The 15,865-nt window shown below is 59.0% G+C and carries 15 protein-coding genes; 9 read left to right on the top strand and 6 right to left on the bottom strand.

Annotated elements, in window-relative coordinates; genetic code table 11:
- Nucleotides 1-2 precede the first annotated feature (2 nt).
- Nucleotides 3-905 carry a LysR family transcriptional regulator gene (locus tag M0D64_RS11030; RefSeq protein WP_266257696.1) on the bottom strand — a complete coding sequence of 301 codons (903 nt, stop codon included), beginning with the start codon at nucleotides 903-905 and terminating at the stop codon, nucleotides 3-5.
- Between the two features lie 318 nt (nucleotides 906-1,223).
- Between M0D64_RS11030 and M0D64_RS11025 the strand changes: the two genes are divergently transcribed.
- The gene (locus tag M0D64_RS11025) at nucleotides 1,224-1,919 is read left to right on the top strand and encodes a fumarylacetoacetate hydrolase family protein (protein WP_266257695.1); all 696 of its coding nucleotides are present in this window, start codon (nucleotides 1,224-1,226) and stop codon (nucleotides 1,917-1,919) included.
- Nucleotides 1,920-2,031: 112 nt separating this feature from the next.
- On the top strand, nucleotides 2,032-2,697 hold the full coding sequence (locus M0D64_RS11020; protein WP_266257694.1) for a hypothetical protein: 666 nt from the start codon (nucleotides 2,032-2,034) through the stop codon (nucleotides 2,695-2,697).
- A gap of 478 nt (nucleotides 2,698-3,175) precedes the next feature.
- Here the strand turns inward: M0D64_RS11020 and M0D64_RS11015 are convergent, their stop codons facing one another.
- Entirely contained in the window at nucleotides 3,176-4,111 is a 936-nt protein-coding gene (locus tag M0D64_RS11015) for an electron transfer flavoprotein subunit alpha/FixB family protein (protein ID WP_266257692.1), read from the bottom strand.
- Between the two features lie 13 nt (nucleotides 4,112-4,124).
- Complete coding sequence (locus M0D64_RS11010; protein WP_266257690.1) at nucleotides 4,125-4,874, bottom strand: electron transfer flavoprotein subunit beta/FixA family protein; 750 nt, start codon at nucleotides 4,872-4,874, stop codon at nucleotides 4,125-4,127.
- A 209-nt stretch (nucleotides 4,875-5,083) separates the two neighbouring features.
- Here M0D64_RS11010 and M0D64_RS11005 point away from each other — a divergent pair, with 209 nt between their 5' ends.
- The 3 genes from M0D64_RS11005 to M0D64_RS10995 all read left to right on the top strand — a co-directional run bounded on the left by M0D64_RS11005 (nucleotide 5,084) and on the right by M0D64_RS10995 (nucleotide 7,201).
- Nucleotides 5,084-5,692 carry a thiamine pyrophosphate-binding protein gene (locus M0D64_RS11005; RefSeq protein WP_308102133.1) on the top strand — a complete coding sequence of 203 codons (609 nt, stop codon included), beginning with the start codon at nucleotides 5,084-5,086 and terminating at the stop codon, nucleotides 5,690-5,692.
- A gap of 8 nt (nucleotides 5,693-5,700) precedes the next feature.
- Nucleotides 5,701-6,306 (top strand): thiamine pyrophosphate-dependent enzyme, encoded by a 606-nt coding sequence (locus tag M0D64_RS11000; protein ID WP_266257688.1) that lies wholly within the window; start codon nucleotides 5,701-5,703, stop codon nucleotides 6,304-6,306.
- A 130-nt stretch (nucleotides 6,307-6,436) separates the two neighbouring features.
- Entirely contained in the window at nucleotides 6,437-7,201 is a 765-nt protein-coding gene (locus M0D64_RS10995; RefSeq protein WP_266257687.1) for a helix-turn-helix domain-containing protein, read from the top strand.
- 19 nt (nucleotides 7,202-7,220) lie between these two features.
- Here the strand turns inward: M0D64_RS10995 and M0D64_RS10990 are convergent, their stop codons facing one another.
- The 3 genes from M0D64_RS10990 to pruA form a co-directional block, all read right to left on the bottom strand.
- Nucleotides 7,221-8,384, bottom strand: coding sequence for an FAD-binding oxidoreductase (locus tag M0D64_RS10990; RefSeq protein ID WP_266257686.1), 1,164 nt, complete (start codon nucleotides 8,382-8,384; stop codon nucleotides 7,221-7,223).
- Between the two features lie 61 nt (nucleotides 8,385-8,445).
- On the bottom strand, nucleotides 8,446-9,660 hold the full coding sequence (locus M0D64_RS10985) for a pyridoxal phosphate-dependent aminotransferase (RefSeq protein WP_266257813.1): 1,215 nt from the start codon (nucleotides 9,658-9,660) through the stop codon (nucleotides 8,446-8,448).
- Between the two features lie 78 nt (nucleotides 9,661-9,738).
- Nucleotides 9,739-11,292 carry an L-glutamate gamma-semialdehyde dehydrogenase gene (pruA, locus tag M0D64_RS10980; RefSeq protein WP_266257685.1) on the bottom strand — a complete coding sequence of 518 codons (1,554 nt, stop codon included), beginning with the start codon at nucleotides 11,290-11,292 and terminating at the stop codon, nucleotides 9,739-9,741.
- Nucleotides 11,293-11,583: 291 nt separating this feature from the next.
- Here pruA and M0D64_RS10975 point away from each other — a divergent pair, with 291 nt between their 5' ends.
- From M0D64_RS10975 to M0D64_RS10960, 4 genes are all read left to right on the top strand, one after another.
- On the top strand, nucleotides 11,584-12,504 hold the full coding sequence (locus M0D64_RS10975; protein ID WP_266257684.1) for a LysR substrate-binding domain-containing protein: 921 nt from the start codon (nucleotides 11,584-11,586) through the stop codon (nucleotides 12,502-12,504).
- Nucleotides 12,505-12,608: 104 nt separating this feature from the next.
- Nucleotides 12,609-13,484, top strand: a complete 876-nt coding sequence (locus M0D64_RS10970; RefSeq protein WP_266257682.1) for a MaoC family dehydratase N-terminal domain-containing protein — start codon at nucleotides 12,609-12,611, stop codon at nucleotides 13,482-13,484.
- Nucleotides 13,485-13,504: 20 nt separating this feature from the next.
- Nucleotides 13,505-14,665 (top strand): acyl-CoA dehydrogenase family protein, encoded by a 1,161-nt coding sequence (locus M0D64_RS10965; RefSeq protein WP_168435631.1) that lies wholly within the window; start codon nucleotides 13,505-13,507, stop codon nucleotides 14,663-14,665.
- A 10-nt stretch (nucleotides 14,666-14,675) separates the two neighbouring features.
- Nucleotides 14,676-15,854: a CaiB/BaiF CoA-transferase family protein gene (locus M0D64_RS10960; protein ID WP_266257680.1), complete on the top strand. Its 1,179-nt coding sequence runs from the start codon at nucleotides 14,676-14,678 to the stop codon at nucleotides 15,852-15,854.
- Nucleotides 15,855-15,865 lie beyond the last annotated feature (11 nt).

Raw genomic sequence — 15,865 nt, 5'->3', positions numbered from 1 at the left:
CGTCAGTCTTCGTTTGAGGTTTGCTTGAGTCGACCGAGGAACCAACGACCCGCGGGGCCTGGCGGTGTATCTCTGCGATAGATCGCATACATGGCGATCGGCGGCGTTTGAGGCTGGAAGTTTTCGATTCGCAGCGGTACCAGATCGCCCGAAATCAGATCGGCCTGCACCATCGCCGCCGGCATGTGGCCCCATCCGAGGCCGGCGAGCAAAAACGCATGCTTTGCGCCCAGATCCGATAATCGCCAGATCTGCGGAGAGAACACCCCGAACGACTTCCCATCGGTCAGCGGCGTGCGATCAGTCAATACAAGCTGCACATGTTCTTCTAACTCGCGCGATCGGATCACTCTTTTGAACGACGCCAGAGGATGCTTCGGAGCGGCAACGGTGATCATCGGCACATCGAGCAGCTTCTCGGCATCAATCGTCTCGGGCACGGCCGGCATGGAACCGCTAATGCCGAGCCTGCACGCGCGCTCCAGCACTCGCTGCACTACCGCACCCAAAGCTTCGACATATAAACGCAATGGCGTATGAGGAAACGCGTCACGGAATTCTCCGACCGCCACCGTGAGCGAGCTCATCGGATACATGACGTCCACCACGACGGAAAGCTCCGGCTCAAGTCCTTCTGCGATTGCTCGCGCCGTCGACTTGAAACCATCCATGTCGCCGACGACGAGCCGCGCCTTTGAAAGCAACGCAGCACCTTCCTCCGTCAAGCGCGGATAGCGGCCGCTCCGGTCGAACAATGACACATTGATCTGCGCTTCAAGATTGGCGAGCGTCTGGCTCACGACGGACTGTGTCCTGCGAAGCTTGCGTCCCGCTGCGGAGAAGCTTCCTTCGTCCGCGGCCGCAATGAAGGTACGCAACTGATCCATGGATACGCCGTCGAGCATATATCGATTTCCCGAATGGTATGGGTCGAGAAATATAGTCTTCCAGGCGTGGTGTCAAGTACTTAAGCCCGGACTCGCTTGCCTCCGTCCAGCCTGGATTTGCATAGGCGACTGGCAGGCTGACAGGCTGACAGGCAACCCGACGTAATGCATTGTGATCTGACTTCGCGATCACGACGTTAGTTTTCTTCGTTGGACGCAGATGTAGCGCGCAACCATACTTCGTAACACTTGACACGAGTGCAGCCACGCCAGCACTCAAAGAACTGCCGGCACGGGATCTTCGATCAGCGGCTATAGAACAAAGGAGTTGCCTTCATGCACATCGAGTTCACTTTACCCACGCCGGCCGTGCCAATCCAGGGCGGCGACTCTGTCTTTCCGGTTCGACGCATCTACTGCGTAGGCCGTAACTATGCCGCCCACGCTCGCGAAATGGGCTTCGACCCAAACCGTGAACCGCCGTTTTTCTTCTGCAAGCCGGCAGATGCCATCGTGAACGTCCCGCCTGGAACAACCGTCGAAGTTCCGTATCCGCCGAAGACCAGTGAGTACCACCATGAAATCGAACTGGTGGTGGCGATTGGCCGCGCGGGTAGTGACATCGCCGTAGAAGATGCGCTGGACCATGTCTTTGGATACGCGGTCGGTCTCGACATGACCCGGCGCGACCTGCAGTTGGCGCTGCGCGACAAGGGGCGGCCGTGGGAACTGGGCAAAGCATTTGATCAATCGGCGCCCATTGCGCCGCTCTACAGAGCCAGCGAAGTCGGCCACATCGATCACGGCGCGCTCTGGGTACAGGTCAATGGCGAGGATCGGCAACGCACAGACCTCAGCAAGCTCATCTGGTCCGTACCCGAAATCATCGCCAACCTGTCGACGTATTTCGAACTGCAGCCCGGCGATCTCATCTATACCGGTACGCCCGAAGGCGTAGGGCCCGTGCACCGCGGGGACATCATGACGGGGGGTATCACTGGTCTGGGTGAGTTGAGCGTGAAGGTGCGCTGACCATGTCCGCAGAGGCGCAACGTGACCTGCTTTCGCAAGCCGCCTGCCTGAAGCAGGAGCGCACACCTACACGTCATTTGAATTCCATTCGTACAACCAATAGGAGCGAGTCATGAAATACAAATACGCCACCCTGGCGGCGCCAGGCCGAGAAATGCCCACGACGGACGCGCTGACGTTGATGCATGTCCCCGAAAAGTTCGACGTGACCAAATGGCCCCGGGAAGTCGAAGCATTTCTCCACAAGACCACCAATCCGCATCACAAGGCCATGTTAAAGAACTACTTGCGCCATTTACTGCTGGAAGTGGCGGGATACTGGGATCAGATCATCGTCCCTGAATTGACTGTCGATGAGCCCATGTACCGGGTCGGCGACCGGCGCCAGATGCACGTTCTGACGGGCAAGGTCGCCGTCGAAGGCTTCTATCGCGAAGCCGCCGAAACACGCCAGAACGTGATGGGTGCACGAACCATGAACATGGGCGTCGACGACTACGGCGTCACCACAGAAGCCGTATGGACCCATGTCGTACCCGGAGTGTGCCTGAAGGATCACGGCATCGATGCCGACCCCGCGGCACACTACCTGATGACGCATCACCTCTTCCAGATCTTCACGTACACGAATGAGCCGAAGCCCAAGCTCATCGCGGAGCGTATCTACGACGACCCAGAGAGCTACACCTATGAAAAACTTGCACCCGCCGACGTCGTGACGCCGGAGATCGCGCGGGAACTCCTGGCCCCTTTTCTGGCTCGAGCGACGCTGGACTGATGCTGACACGCCACACAGATCGACGGGCACCGGGGGCGTAGCAAACGTCGATTCGATCATGCAACAGGTGGGCGCGATCGCGCCTCTACCACAGGCATTGTGGCCGGATGTAGCCTAAGCTCAGAAACAGTCTCAGAACTTTTCTTCGACTGAAACGACCATCTTGATCAAGCGGCGCGTGCTCCGCGCTGGGCGCTGCGATAGGGTCTTCTTTGAATCTACGGTTTCCCTCGCGATCCGGATGGCTTTATCGAAGCTGCTATCCGTGGCGACGTGCCGGTTGTCAACGCTCACGAGCCAACGGTCACTGCTACAGCACCAGCGAATCCGTCGCTCTTCAAGCAGCAACGCGAACCACCGCCAAATGGAGGCATCTTCGGCATTAGCGGCTAAGGCCGCCGCCGCTCTGACATGCCTCATATCATTCAAATTGCTCACGTGTCACCTCATCCGACCTGGACTTTCCCTCGACGTACGGTTAAGACAGCATGGCCTCGAACTCCGGCACGACGGTGAACAGATCGCCCACCAGACCGTAATCGGCGACGCTGAAAATCGGCGCTTCCGGGTCCTTGTTGATCGCCACGATGACTTTCGAGTCTTTCATGCCGGCCAGATGCTGGATCGCGCCCGAGATGCCGACAGCGACGTACAGTTGCGGCGCGACGATCTTGCCCGTCTGGCCGACCTGATAGTCGTTCGGCACGAAGCCCGCGTCGACGGCTGCACGCGAGGCGCCCAGCGCTGCGTTCAGCTTGTCCGCCAGCGGCTCCAGAACCTTCGTGTAGTTCTCGCCGTTGCCCAGTCCGCGGCCACCCGAAACGATGATCTTCGCCGACGTCAGTTCCGGACGATCCAGCTTCGTCACCTCACGGCTCACGAACTGCGAGAGACCCGTGTCGGCTGCCGCTTCGATCTTCTCGACCGTTGCGCTGCCGCCTTCTGCTGCCACCGGATCGAAGCCGGTCGTGCGAACCGTGATGACCTTGATCGGGTCTTGAGATTGAACCGTGGCGATAGCGTTGCCTGCGTAGATCGGGCGCTCGAACGTGTCGGCGCTGTCCACTGCGGTAATGTCGCTGATCTGCGCGACGTCCAGCTTCGCGGCGATGCGCGGTGCGATGTTCTTGCCGTACGCGGTCGCCGGCGCGAGGATGTGCGTATAGTCCTTCGCAATGTTCATCACGGTTGCCTGGACGTTTTCCACCAGACCCGCTTCGAGTTGCGCGGCGTCGGCCAGCAGCACCTTCGAAACACCTGCAATCTTCGCTGCCGCATCCGCCGCAGCCTGTGCGTTGTGACCTGCCACCAGCACGTGAATATCGCCACCAATCTTCTGCGCGGCTGCAATCGTGTTCAGCGTCGCGGCCTTGATCGACGCGTTGTCGTGTTCAGCAATTACCAGACTCGTCATTTCGTCCGTCTCCTCACAGCACCTTGGCTTCGGTCTTCAGCTTCTCAACCAGCGTCTTCACATCCGGCACCTTCACACCGGCGGAGCGCTTCGGCGGCTCAACGACTTTCAGCGTCTTCAGGCGCGGCGTCACATCAACACCGAGGTCTTCCGGCTTGATGATTTCCAGCGGCTTCTTCTTCGCCTTCATGATGTTCGGCAATGTGACGTAGCGCGGCTCGTTCAGGCGCAGATCGGTCGTGATCACGGCCGGCAGGCTCAGCGACAGCGTTTCCGCGCCACCGTCGACTTCGCGCGACACCGTAGCCTTGCCGTCAGCGACGACAACCTTCGAGGCAAACGTGGCTTGCGGCAGATTAGCCAGCGCAGCCAGCATCTGGCCGGTCTGGTTCGAATCGTCGTCGATTGCCTGCTTGCCGAGAATAACCAGCCCAGGCTGTTCCTTGTCGACCAGCGCCTTGAGCAGCTTGGCGACCGCCAGCGGCTGCAGGTCTTCGCCCGACTCGATCAGGATCGCGCGGTCCGCGCCGATTGCCAGCGCCGTGCGCAGCGTTTCCTGCGCTTGCGTCACACCGGCCGACACGGCGATCACTTCGGTCGCCACGCCCGCTTCGCGCAGACGAACGGCCTCTTCAACCGCGATTTCGTCGAACGGATTCATCGACATCTTTACGTTCGTCAGGTCAACACCACTGCCGTCGGACTTCACACGGACCTTCACGTTGTAATCGACCACTCTCTTAACCGGCACAACAATCTTCATGACTCCCTCTCCAATCGGTTTGCACGCTAGTGTGCTTACTCAAACCAGGAGTTGGAATTCGGCATTCTGGAACGCTGCATTTCAGACGCTCGAATGCACACACAAGCCAGAAGGGAAAGGATCTGCGCGTGCATCCACACCGACAAATCCCGTTAACCCCAGCCTAATCGCGCCTTCCGCAATCAGTAATTGAGCGACGACTTTTGCTGATGCACGCTATCACTCATCAAAGCAAGGTAATCGATTCGCCCTGCTCAGCGCGACGGCTATCCGTTTTCATCAACCTACCAAAACTCGTCATCATGTCAGTCAACTGGCCGGAAACAATCTTCGAGCACTTCAAAGCCGCTGACGTGCGGCAAGTGGCATACGTGCCTGATGCGGGGCACAAACGTCTTATCGAACTCTGTGAAGCAGACGCCGAAATCCATGCGGTTTCGCTGACTACCGAAGAAGAAGGGGTCGCCATGATGGGCGGCGCATGGGTCGGTGGCCAGCGCGGCGTACTGTTGCTGCAGTCGAGCGGCGTGGGCAACTGCATCAACATGCTCTCGCTGCAACACGAATGCCGCATGCCCATCGTGATGCTGGTCACGATGCGCGGAGAGTGGGGAGAATTCAATCCCTGGCAAGTCGCCATGGGCAAATCCACCCAGGAAGCCCTCGAATCGGCCGGCGTCTATGTCTACCGCGCGGATGATCCCGCCGAGGTCCCCGAGACCGTGCGCGCGGCGCTGGATTTCGGCTACAACACCTCCCGGATGGTCGCCGTCCTGATCGGACAGCGCGTTATCGGCACCAAAAACTTCAATAAGTGAGCACGAACATGACTCAGCAGACGACGCCCCTGAACCGTCGACTGACCGTGAAGCGAATTCTCCGCGATCGGCAGCAGGACGTTCTGGCAGTGACGAGCCTTGGCAATCCGACCTTTGATGTGGCCGCCGCCGGCGACACGCCACAGAACTTCTACCTTTGGGGTGCGATGGGAGGCGCCGTCAGCTTCGGTCTTGGCATTGCGCTTGCACAACCTGAGAAGCGCGTGATCGTGTTCGTTGGCGACGGTGAAATGATGATGGGCCTCGGGTCACTCGCGACCGTGGGCGTTGATCGACCCGCCAATCTCTCGATCGTCGTTATCGACAACGAACACTACGCGGAAACGGGCATGCAGTTGGCCCACGCGGGGCGAGGTGTCGACATCACGGCAATCGCGCGCGCGGCCGGGTTCGAAAAAGCGACGACGATCTACGCCGAGGGCGAGCTCGAGGAGTACGTCGATGTCATTCTCAAGGCCAAGGGTCCTGTGCTCGCCACGGTAAAGGTCGGAACCGATCCCGAGCCCACCGCCCTTCCGCCCCGGGACGGTCCGTACCTGCGAAGCCGTTTCCGTGAAGCACTGCTTGGCGCCCGGGCCCACGCGAGTCAATAAGCGCCAAGGCACGGATTCCTGCAGGAAAGCGGTGGAGCGGCTAACTGCCGCCCCACCGCTTTCTTCGCTCCCGCCCCGGATAACACCCCCTGTACAATCAGGATCACTGTGACTTCGCGCTGATCCCCTTATGCCCGCCAAGGCCTATTCCGACATGTTGGTGGAGGTCTTTCGACAGTTGGACCGGCAGCCCGAGATGCTCGAGCGCGTCTTCGATTGCTTTCCGGACGTGCTGTACTACATCAAGGATGCCCAGGCGCGCTATCTTTCCGTCAATCAAACGCTCATCAACCGAAGTGGCATGGCGCGCGACGACGTGATTGGCCAGACGGCCGACCAGCTATTTCCCGTGACCGGTGCAAGCACCAACGCGCAAGATCTGAACGTTATCGAAACCCAGTCTCCGATTGTCGATCGCCTGCGCCTCTACTCGTCCGGATCGGGGCATCGATACTGGTGCCTGAGCTCCAAGTTCCCGGTACTGAACGAAGAGGGGCAAGCGATCGGACTGATCGGCATCTCGCGCGATCTGCCTCGCCCCGACGAACGGCACCACGGCTACCGCCGCTTACTGGAATATCTGAATTATCTGGAACAGAACCTCGGACAGAACATCCTGGTCACTGAAGCGGCGGAACGCGCCTCCATCTCAGTCGACACGTTGGAACGTCTGACCCGTGAAGTGTTTCATCTGACGCCAAAGCAATTGCTGATGAAATTGCGGATCGATCACGCGTGCAAGCTGCTCGAAACGACCGACAACAGCATTACGGATATCGCGACGGACTGCGGCTATGCGGACCACAGCGCTTTTGCGCGGCAATTCAAGTCCGCCACGCACCTCACGCCTCGACAGTATCGAAACGCGCGAGGGCGTGGCCTGCATCCACACTGATCATCCGCCTGCCAGGCAGTTAGTAAACACCCTCTTCGATCACAAGTTGGCCCGAAGTGAGCCGCGCCGGCGAGAGCGGCGAGAGGTCCAAAGTTCTGAACTCACCGAAGGCCAGCAGCTCAGCCATTGCACGACCGACACCGGGACTGTGCATTATGCCGTGGCCACTGAAACCGGCCGCCACGAACGAGTTCTCCGGCCCCGACTGACCGACGATGCCGTTCTGGTCGAGAATGTTGTATTCGTAATAGCCGGCCCATGCGTGTTCCACGCGTAGCGCCTCAAACGCAGGGATCCGCTCTGCCAGCGTCGGCCAGATGATCTCGTCAAACTCGGAAAACTGCACGTCGAGTGGCAGGTTATCCAGATCCATCTCCGCCGAAGGTGAGACGATGCACAGGAAATGGTTCTGCTCCCTGCGCAGGTACACGCCAGACGTATCGATCAGGATCGGCATATCCGGGATCGGCGTCGGGCATGACACGACGAAGGCGGAACGCCGTCTTGGTCGAACCGGCAGATCGACGTCAACGCTTTTTGCAAGAGACGCGCACCACGCGCCGCTTGCATTCACGAACGTGTCCCCAGAGATTTCCCGACCATCGGTCAGTTCGACGTGAGTAATCCGGTCTGCGCGTGTACGGTAGCCCGCCGCTTCGCCCGTGGTGAAATGAACGCCCGCCTCTCTCGCACGGTTTCTGAACCATTGCATCACGCTGTACCCATCGAACCAACCTTCGCCTGCAAGGCCTTCAACGGCATAAGTCAGATCGCTGACGTTCATCCACGGATAGCGCTGCTGCAACGCTTCAGCGGAATGCTCCCGCAGCTCGACGCCTAACGATCTGGCCAGTGCGCTCCGCCGACGTAGCACGCTCTCCTGGTGCGCATTACCCACGAATAGATAGCCGCAATCCACCAGATCGACACCGACACCGTACCGCGCCTTCTCCCGCTCGCAGGAAGAGAAGAAGTCGTAGCCGAACTGCGATAACTGAATGCAGATTGGCGTTGAAAACTGCTGCCGGATTGAACTGGCCGAGAGCGATGATGACGCGATCTGGTAGGTCGGATCTTTTTCGATCACCCAGATCTCACGTCCGGGCGTCTTCTGGAGGCTCAGGAAATACGCGATTGAACAACCCATTGCACCACCACCCGTGATGACAATCCTTTCGCTCATGATTTACCTTCGAAGGCTCGTTGGGCTCCCGAGAGCCGAGCAGTATATGGATAGTGGACGATCAGACCGTTACAGTTTCGAGGCTTTGACACGCGGCGCGAATCCGGCTCAGCGCTTCGTTCAGGTCGTCGAGCGATGCGGCGTAAGAGAGTCTGAAGTACGGTGAGAGCAGAAAACCGGAACCTGAAACCACCGCCACGTTCGCCTCTTCCAACAGGTACATGACGAAGTCCTGGTCACTCTCCAGAAGCCTGCCGCTCGGCGTACGGCTTCCAATGACGCCATGGCAGCCGACAAATGCATAGAAGGCGCCTTCGGGCTCGTTACTGTGGAGTCCCGGGATGTCGCTCAGCGTATTAACCACAAGCTTCCGGCGTTCGTCGAAAGCCGATCGTGATCGCTCTACGAATGACTGATCACCATTGAGTGCTTCGATCGCAGCGTATTGCGACACCGACGACGCACTGGTGACAATCTGGCCTTGCACGAGATTCATGGCGCGGATGAGCGCAGCCGGGCCGGCGGAATAGCCAATTCGCCAGCCTGTCATCGAGTACACCTTGGACACGCCGTTGATGATGAGCGTCCGCTCCTGTAACTCCGGTGCCACGTTCAGGATATTGCCGAACGGGCTTCCGGTATAGATGAGCTTTTCGTAGATGTCGTCCGACAGCACCCAGACATGGGGATGTCGACGCAGTACTTCCGCGATGGTACGGAGTTCCTCAACCGAGTAAACCGCTCCGGTCGGATTCGATGGCGAATTCAGCATCAGCCACTTGGTGCGCGGCGTGATCGACGCCTCCAGCTGCGCAGCCGTCAGTTTGAACCCTGCCGCTTCATCGCACGCCACGACGATGGGCGTGCCATTTGCCATTTTGACAATCTCCGGATAGGAGACCCAGCACGGTGCCGGCACGATCACTTCATCGCCCGGATTAAGGGTCGCAAAAAAGGCCGCGAAAATCGCCTGTTTCGCACCAACGGACACGCTGACGCCATCCACCGGGTAGTCGACACCGTTGTCGCGCTTCAGTTTCGCGACGATCGCCTCGCGCAATTCCCGAATACCCGCGGCCTCCGTGTAGCGCGTCTTACCTTCGCGCATCGCACGAATCGCCGCAGCCTGGATATTCTCAGGCGTGTGAAAGTCTGGTTCGCCCTGCGACAGGGAAATAACGTTCTTCCCGGCACGACGCAGTTCTGCCGCTTTTGCTGCCATTGCCATCGTCTGCGCAGGGGCGATCTGGCCAATGCGGTCTGCAATGAAGCCCATTGTGTTCATCCCGTTCGTTTCAAGAGCCTACCGTGTGAACCGGGGCTGCCTGTCGGTGGCGCCCCGGAACACGCACGCTTACAGACGTTCAGCCACTGCCTTCATTTGCAGGAACTGCAAAAGGTAGTCAGGACCGCCCGTCTTGGTATCGGTACCCGTGAGATTGAAGCCGCCGAACGGCTGAACACCGACCAGCGCGCCCGTACACTTGCGGTTGAAGTACAGATTGCCGACGTGGAAATCACGGCGTGCTCGTTCGATGCGACTGCGGTCGTTCGAGAAGAGCGCGCCGGTCAGCCCGTAGACCGTGTCGTTGACCACGGCCAGACCTTCGTCGAAATCCTTGACGCGGATCGCGGCGACGAACGGTCCGAACACTTCCTCTTGTGCGATGCGAGCGCGGGGCGACACGTCGCCGAAGATGGTCGGCTCGATCAGATAGCCCGCTGCATTTTCCACGGCCTTGCCACCCGTCAGAAGCTTGCCCTCGGTGTGACCGATGTCGATATACGACAGCACCTTCTTGTACTGCAGTTCATTGCACACCGGACCAAAACTCGGATTGTCCTTGGCTTCGCTGACAACGAGTTCCTTCGTCTTCGCAACGACCTTCTCGAGCAATGCGTCATAGACCGAATCCACCACGATCAGACGCGAGCAGGCCGAACACTTCTGGCCGGAATAGCCGAAGGCTGCCTGGATGACTGCAGTCGCAGCGTCATCGAGATTGGCCGTTTCATCGACCAGAATGGCGTCCTTGCCACCCAACTCGAGGAAAACCCGCTTGAACCATTTCTGGCCCTCGGCAAGCTTTGCAGCGGACTCGTTGATCTGGGCACCGGTTGCGAGCGAGCCCGTGAAGTTGATGAAGCGCGTCTTCGGATGGGCGACCAGATACGAACCGATCTCGCGTCCGGTACCCGGCAGATAATTCACCACGCCAGGCGGCAGACCTGCTTCGGCGAAGATGTCGAAGATCTTCGCCAGTGACACCACCGTATCTTCCGCGGGCTTGCAAACAACCGTATTACCCACCACGATCGCGCCGACCGTCATGCCGGTCATCAACGCCATCGGGAAATTCCACGGCGAAATCGTCACGCCCACACCCAGCGGGATGTAGAAGCTCTCGTTCTCCTCACCCGAATAATCAATCAGCGAACTGAGGCCGCCGACGTGCTTGATCGCCTGACGTGCGTAGTACTCGGTGAAGTCGATCATTTCCGCGACTTCGGCGCTCGCTTCGACATAGTTCTTGCCGATTTCATAGACCAGCCATGCCTCGAGTTCGCGCTTGCGCCGGCGCATGATTGCCGCGGCTTTCAACATGACGCGCGATCGATCTTCCTGGCTCCAACGCTTCCATGATTCGAAGGCCGTCCAGGCTGCTTCCAGCGCGGCGTCCGCGTGCTGCGTCGTCGCCTTGGCGGCAAAGCCCACGACCTCGTCCGGATTCGACGGATTCGTCGAGACGAGTGTCGCTTCGGTCTGCACGCGCTCGCCATCGATCACCAGCGGATAGGTCTTGCCAAACTCGGCACGCACCTCTTTCAGAGCCTGCTGCATGTCTGCTTTGGCACTTTCGGTGTCGAACAAATCGAACGGCTCGTTTTTGAACGGCGCAATCAACATCGCTTTCTCCAGATTGAATGGTTTGGGCTGCTTTGCCGCTCTGACTAACGCGGCACGCCACCTTGAACCGATTGTCCAGCGCGAAATTGTTCCGGTCTTGATCTAGTCACCTTTAATTTTGCGGAGTTTTGCACAATCATAGAAACATGGAGGACGCAAACACCCTCCAATAGCGCTCTGCTATAGAGACTCTTGAGAATCTGGTGGAAAACATCGTAAATACCGATTTGCGGCTTTCTGCTATTTGCTACACTGGATCAACGGGGCATCTCTTCATTCGGAGCACGTATCATGGCCATGCATTTCGATCTCGTTGATCTTCGTCTCATCACATGTATCGCAGAGACGGATAGCTTGACGCGTGGTGCCGAGCGATTTCATATGTCCGTACCCGCTGCAAGCACCCGGATCAAGAATCTGGAAGAAAGCATGGGGACCAAGCTGCTGTATCGGACCAGCCAGGGCGTTACGCTCACGCCGCCGGGCCAGGCCTTCCTTCACCACGCCCGGTTGGTCCTGTCGCAGCTCGAGCAGTTGCGCGGCGACATGCAGGAGTACGCGCGTGGCATCAAAGGTCATGTGCGAATCTTTGCGAACACGACTGCCACCACTGAATTTCTTCCTAACGACCTGCGTGACTTCCTCGCCGAGCACCCCGACGTGAACGTCGAGCTTCGCGAACGGTTGAGCCATGACGTGGTGCGCGCGGTCAGTGAAGGCACGGCGGACGTCGGGATAGTCGCCGGCAATGTCAGGCCCGAATCTCTCCAGGTCCTGCCGTACCGCTCGGACCGGCTCATATTGGCGGTCTCGCATTCGCACCCCCTCGCCGGGAAGACCTCCATTCCATTTGAAGAGGCAAGCGGGTTTGACTTCGTCGGAATGCCCGAAGCTAGCGCGATTCATACCTTTCTGAACCGCGTAGCAAGCGACATGCACAAGAAGCTTCAGGTGCGCATTGAAGTGGGTAACTTCGAAGCACTGTGCCGAATGATCGAGGCCAACGTCGGGATCGGCGTGTTGCCTTGCTCGTCAGCGGTACGCTACGTGAAAACCATGAACATCCAGCTCGTTGAAATCGAGGACGACTGGGCGACGCGCAATCTGCTGATCTGCGTGCGCAACCTTGACCTGTTGCCGTCTTTCGCGCGGGAACTGGTCGACCTCCTCACGCAGAAGTGCAAAAGCGAGCGCGAGTCCCAGCCGGCCTGAACGTCAGCAGTTAGTCTGCGTTTAAAGCCCTCTTCTCCAGACACAAATTGTAGTCAGCAGGCGGGTGCGTCAATCTAGCGTGAACGACGCTATCCGACGCCCCCATGACTGCTGAACTCAACTACCTGCGCACCTGGATCGGCCGTACACAGGTCGAGCGCGAATTCATCTCGCCACGTCTTGCGCAACAACTCGCTGCGACGCTGGACTATGAGGACGTCCCGCGTGCCGGTTCTCAGTTGCCTCCGCTGTGGCACTGGGCGTTTTTTCCTCACATCGTTTCGCAGTCGCAGGTCAGTGTGGACGGACATCCGACACGCGGTGGATTCCTGCCGCCAGTGCCACTGCCCAGACGCATGTGGGCGGGCAGCCGCGTCCGGTTCGAACGTCCGCTCGTGGTCGGCAGCGAAGTCACCAGGACGTCGCAGATTCTTGACGTCGCCGCCAAGGAAGGGCGTACCGGAAAGCTCGTTTTTGTACGTCTGCGTCACGAACTGGAAGACCTCGAAGGTCCACTGATTTCCGAAGAACAGGACGTTGTGTACCGCGAGTTCGCGACGACGGCGTACACCGCGGCAACCGGCCCGACCGCGCCGGCGGCTTTCACCTGGAAGCGAGAGATCGTGCCCGACCCGGTCCTGCTCTTTCGCTACTCCGCCGATACCTTTAACGGGCATCGCATTCACTATGACCGCAACTATGCCCAGGAACAGGAAGGCTATCCGGCGCTGGTCGTCCACGGGCCACTGACTGCGACGTTGCTGATCGATCTCGTCCGGCGCAGTGTTCCCGGTGAATCGATCGCTTCTTTCTCGTTCAAAGCGGTCAACCCGCTGTTTGACTGCGCCCCCTTTTTTATCTACGCGGCCCGTGCCCCCGGATCGACCGAAGTGAAGCTCTGGGCAGCCAATTCCAATGGCGTGTTGTGCGTCGATGCCGAGGCGACGCTAACGGCACCCGCGTATATTTTTCAGAAATGAACTCAGAGGAGTAGAGACAAGTGCTGGCTAACATTGACCCCTATCAGGACATTCGCGAAGCGGTTCGCGATCTGTGTTCCAACTTCCCCGCCGAGTATTTCCGCAAGATCGACGAGGAACGCGCCTACCCTGAAACCTTTGTACAAGCCCTAACCGACGCCGGTTGGCTCGCAGCCCTTATTCCACAGGAATTTGGCGGCTCAGGGCTCGGACTGACCGAAGCTTCGGTGATCATGGAAGAGATCAACCGCAGCGGCGGCAATTCCGGTGCGTGTCACGGGCAGATGTACAACATGGGGACACTGCTCAGGCACGGCTCGGCAGAGCAAAAGGCCAAATATCTTCCGGAAATCGCCAGCGGAAAGTTGCGGCTTCAGTCGATGGGCGTGACCGAGCCGACGACCGGCAGCGACACCACCAAGCTCAAGACAACCGCCGTGCGCAAAGGTGACCGATACGTCGTCAACGGTCAGAAGGTGTGGATCTCCCGGATCCAGCATTCCGATCTCATGATTCTGCTCGCGCGGACCACGCCGATCGATCAGGTCGCAAAGAAATCCGAGGGCATGTCGATATTTCTGGTCGACCTGCATCAGGCAGTCGGCAAGGGCATGACCGTGCGTCCCATTCCGAACATGGTGAATCACGAGACCAACGAGCTATTTTTCGACAACCTCGAGATTCCCGCCGAGAACCTGATCGGCGAAGAAGGCAAAGGCTTCAAATACATCCTCGATGGCCTGAATGCCGAGCGAACGCTGATCGCCGCTGAATGTATCGGCGATGGCTACTGGTTCCTCGACAAGGTCTGCAAGTACGTCAAGGAGCGCGTCGTCTTCGGCCGCCCGATCGGACAGAACCAGGGCGTGCAATTTCCGATCGCCCGTGCGCACGTCAACGTCGAAGCGGCGAGCTTGATGCGATATAAGGCCTGCGAGCTTTTCGACGCCAGGCAGCCCGCCGGCGCGCAAGCCAATATGGCCAAGCTGCTTGCGGCTGACGCCTCCTGGGAGGCGGCCAATGCATGCCTGCAGTTCCATGGCGGCTTCGGCTTTGCGAACGAATACGACGTCGAACGCAAATTCCGCGAGACACGGCTCTATCAGGTCGCGCCGATCTCGACCAATCTCATTCTTTCGTATGTAGCCGAGCATCTGCTCGGACTGCCGCGCTCTTTCTGAGGAGACGGACATGAAACCGCTGGACGGCGTGAAGGTCATCACCCTCGAACACGCGATTGCAGCACCGTTTTGCACCCGTCAACTTGCGGATCTTGGCGCACGCGTGATCAAGATCGAACGCCCAGGTGTCGGCGACTTCGCGCGTGCCTACGATGAGCGCGTGCACGGCATGGCCTCGCACTTTGTATGGTGCAACCGCTCGAAGGAGAGCCTCACGCTCGACGTCAAGGCCCCGCAGGCGCAGGGTATTTTCGAGCGCCTGCTTGAGGACACCGACGTGCTGGTGCAGAACCTGGCACCCGGCGCCGCAGCGCGATTGGGGCTGTCGTATGACGCGTTGCATGAGAAGTATCCCCGCCTGATTGTCTGCAACATCTCCGGTTACGGATCCGATGGTTCCTATCGGGACAAGAAGGCATACGACCTGATGATCCAGAGTGAGTCCGGGTTCCTGTCGATTACCGGCGATCCGGACTCACCGGCAAAAGCCGGCTGTTCCATTGCTGACATCGCTGCGGGGATGTACGCCTACACGAACATCCTCTCCGCGCTTCTGCAACGATCGAAGACCGGCTTGGGACGGGAAATCGACGTCTCGATGCTCGAGAGCATGGTGGAGTGGATGTCGTATCCCCTTTACTACGCGTTCGATGGCGCATCCCCGCCACCGCGTGCCGGCGCCGCTCACGCGACCATCTACCCCTACGGCCCCTTCCCCGCCGGCGATGCAAAGACAGTCATGCTGGGATTGCAGAACGAGCGTGAATGGGGTGTCTTCTGCTCACAGGTTTTGCTGGAACCCGAACTCGCCATCGATCCTCGTTTCAGTTCCAACTCGAAGCGGGTGGCAGCACGCGAGGAACTGCGCGAAATCATTGTCGCCGCGTTCAGCAAGCTGACTTCGGAAGAAGTCATCAGTCGGCTGGATACCGCGCAGATCGCCAACGCGAGAATGAATGATATGCCCGACGTGTGGTCGCATCCGCAGCTTAAGGAACGCAATCGCTGGGTGAACATCGACTCACCCGCCGGTCCCATTCCCGCCCTGCTGCCGCCAGGCATCAGTACAGCATCCGATGTTCGACTGGACGCCGTGCCCGCGTTAGGCCAACACACCGAAGCCCTTTTGAATGAACTGGGCTTTTCGATCCATGCCATCCGCGAGCTTCGTGAAGCGGCCGTGATCTAACTCCCCCAGTT

The organism is Paraburkholderia sp. WS6 (genome assembly GCF_030464835.1).
In the GTDB taxonomy this organism is placed as follows: Bacteria; Pseudomonadota; Gammaproteobacteria; order Burkholderiales; family Burkholderiaceae; genus Paraburkholderia; species Paraburkholderia madseniana.
This window is presented reverse-complemented; position numbering and strand designations above follow the sequence as displayed.

Excerpts from the sequence above, each read along its gene's own strand:
- M0D64_RS11030 (WP_266257696.1), bottom strand. The coding sequence starts at position 905 with ATGCTCGACGGCGTATCCATGGATCAGTTGCGTACCTTCATTGCGGCC.
- M0D64_RS11025 (WP_266257695.1), top strand. The coding sequence starts at position 1,224 with ATGCACATCGAGTTCACTTTACCCACGCCGGCCGTGCCAATCCAGGGC.
- M0D64_RS11020 (WP_266257694.1), top strand. The coding sequence starts at position 2,032 with ATGAAATACAAATACGCCACCCTGGCGGCGCCAGGCCGAGAAATGCCC.
- M0D64_RS11015 (WP_266257692.1), bottom strand. The coding sequence starts at position 4,111 with ATGACGAGTCTGGTAATTGCTGAACACGACAACGCGTCGATCAAGGCC.
- M0D64_RS11010 (WP_266257690.1), bottom strand. The coding sequence starts at position 4,874 with ATGAAGATTGTTGTGCCGGTTAAGAGAGTGGTCGATTACAACGTGAAG.
- M0D64_RS11005 (WP_308102133.1), top strand. The coding sequence starts at position 5,084 with ATGCACGCTATCACTCATCAAAGCAAGGTAATCGATTCGCCCTGCTCA.
- M0D64_RS11000 (WP_266257688.1), top strand. The coding sequence starts at position 5,701 with ATGACTCAGCAGACGACGCCCCTGAACCGTCGACTGACCGTGAAGCGA.
- M0D64_RS10995 (WP_266257687.1), top strand. The coding sequence starts at position 6,437 with ATGCCCGCCAAGGCCTATTCCGACATGTTGGTGGAGGTCTTTCGACAG.
- M0D64_RS10990 (WP_266257686.1), bottom strand. The coding sequence starts at position 8,384 with ATGAGCGAAAGGATTGTCATCACGGGTGGTGGTGCAATGGGTTGTTCA.
- M0D64_RS10985 (WP_266257813.1), bottom strand. The coding sequence starts at position 9,660 with ATGGGCTTCATTGCAGACCGCATTGGCCAGATCGCCCCTGCGCAGACG.
- pruA (WP_266257685.1), bottom strand. The coding sequence starts at position 11,292 with ATGTTGATTGCGCCGTTCAAAAACGAGCCGTTCGATTTGTTCGACACC.
- M0D64_RS10975 (WP_266257684.1), top strand. The coding sequence starts at position 11,584 with ATGGCCATGCATTTCGATCTCGTTGATCTTCGTCTCATCACATGTATC.
- M0D64_RS10970 (WP_266257682.1), top strand. The coding sequence starts at position 12,609 with ATGACTGCTGAACTCAACTACCTGCGCACCTGGATCGGCCGTACACAG.
- M0D64_RS10960 (WP_266257680.1), top strand. The coding sequence starts at position 14,676 with ATGAAACCGCTGGACGGCGTGAAGGTCATCACCCTCGAACACGCGATT.